The sequence below is a fragment of the Acidovorax sp. KPB24-03 genome (genome assembly GCF_057546605.1).
In genome coordinates this window covers 1-907 of sequence record NZ_BAAJYR010000783.1, presented here as the reverse complement: position 1 = coordinate 907, position 907 = coordinate 1, and the positions used below count along the sequence as shown (strand labels likewise).

The window sequence follows — 907 nt, the reverse complement described above, 5'->3', positions numbered from 1 at the left end:
CTTCCTGGGCGGCGGGGCATCGCCCTGGCGGCCGGCACGTCGCCCATCTGCCGCAGCGGCCGCGTGCGGGCCGACAGCAGGTCGCCCAGCGCCAGTTGCGCGAGCTGGAAGTTGGGGTGGTCGCGCACCAGGCTCTCGGCCTTGGCCAGGGCCTCGCGGCCCTTGCCTTCGCCGGTGAGACGATAGACCTCCATGAGGCGCTTTTCCGCCTGCCCATCGGCGAGCGGGGCGATGCGTACGGGCGCCGTGCGCGCGTTCTTGCCCACGCCGCGCAGCTTGTCGCCCTGGGCGTGCGCGGGCCAGGCTGCCGCGAGCAGCGACAGCACCATGCCCGCCGCCATGCCGCGGCTCCAGGGGGAACGTCCCGCAGGCATGCGAGGCTTCAAGCGGGAACGAATGCGGCGCGGTGCGCCAGCAGAGGGCAAGGGAGCATCCCGAAGGCGATGGTGGAGCGCGTCACCGAAACGATCGCCATCAACCGCCGGTGGCCTCGCGCACGATGGTCCACTGGCCGCCGGTGTTCACCAGGTCCAGGGTCTTGCGGCTGTTCACGCTGTAGCTGCCGGAGCTGTAGCCCTGGCGAAAGCGCGCCTGCGCCTTGTTGCCGTTCACGGAAATGCGCAGATCGTTCACGCTGACGTTGATCTTGGCGCGGCCGACGATGCGGTCGCGGCGCTCTTTTTCCCAGGCGGCGTGGCTTTGCTTGCCGTTGGGCGTGTAGTTCTTGTCGTAGGCGCCCAGGTAGGCGTTCATGTCCTGGCTCTCCCAGGCCTTGGCCCAGGCGTGCACTGCGGCGGACACTTCCCGTTCCGCCGCGGCGGCGGCGCTGGAGGCGGTGTTGCCCGTCACTGCGGGAGCGGGGGCCGGAGCTGGGGTGGGCGCCGGTGCAGCGGCCACGGCCGGCGCG

The 907-nt window shown here is 71.4% G+C and carries 1 protein-coding gene and 1 pseudogene; both read right to left on the bottom strand.

All coding sequences use genetic code 11. The features are described from left to right. Nucleotides 1–374 (bottom strand): annotated as a pseudogene (locus tag AC27KI_RS25985) (L,D-transpeptidase family protein); the annotation flags it as partial. 100 nt (nt 375–474) lie between these two features. Beyond that, nucleotides 475–907: L,D-transpeptidase Cds6 family protein (locus AC27KI_RS25980; protein ID WP_487116723.1), on the bottom strand; the 433-nt coding region annotated here is incomplete at its 5' end.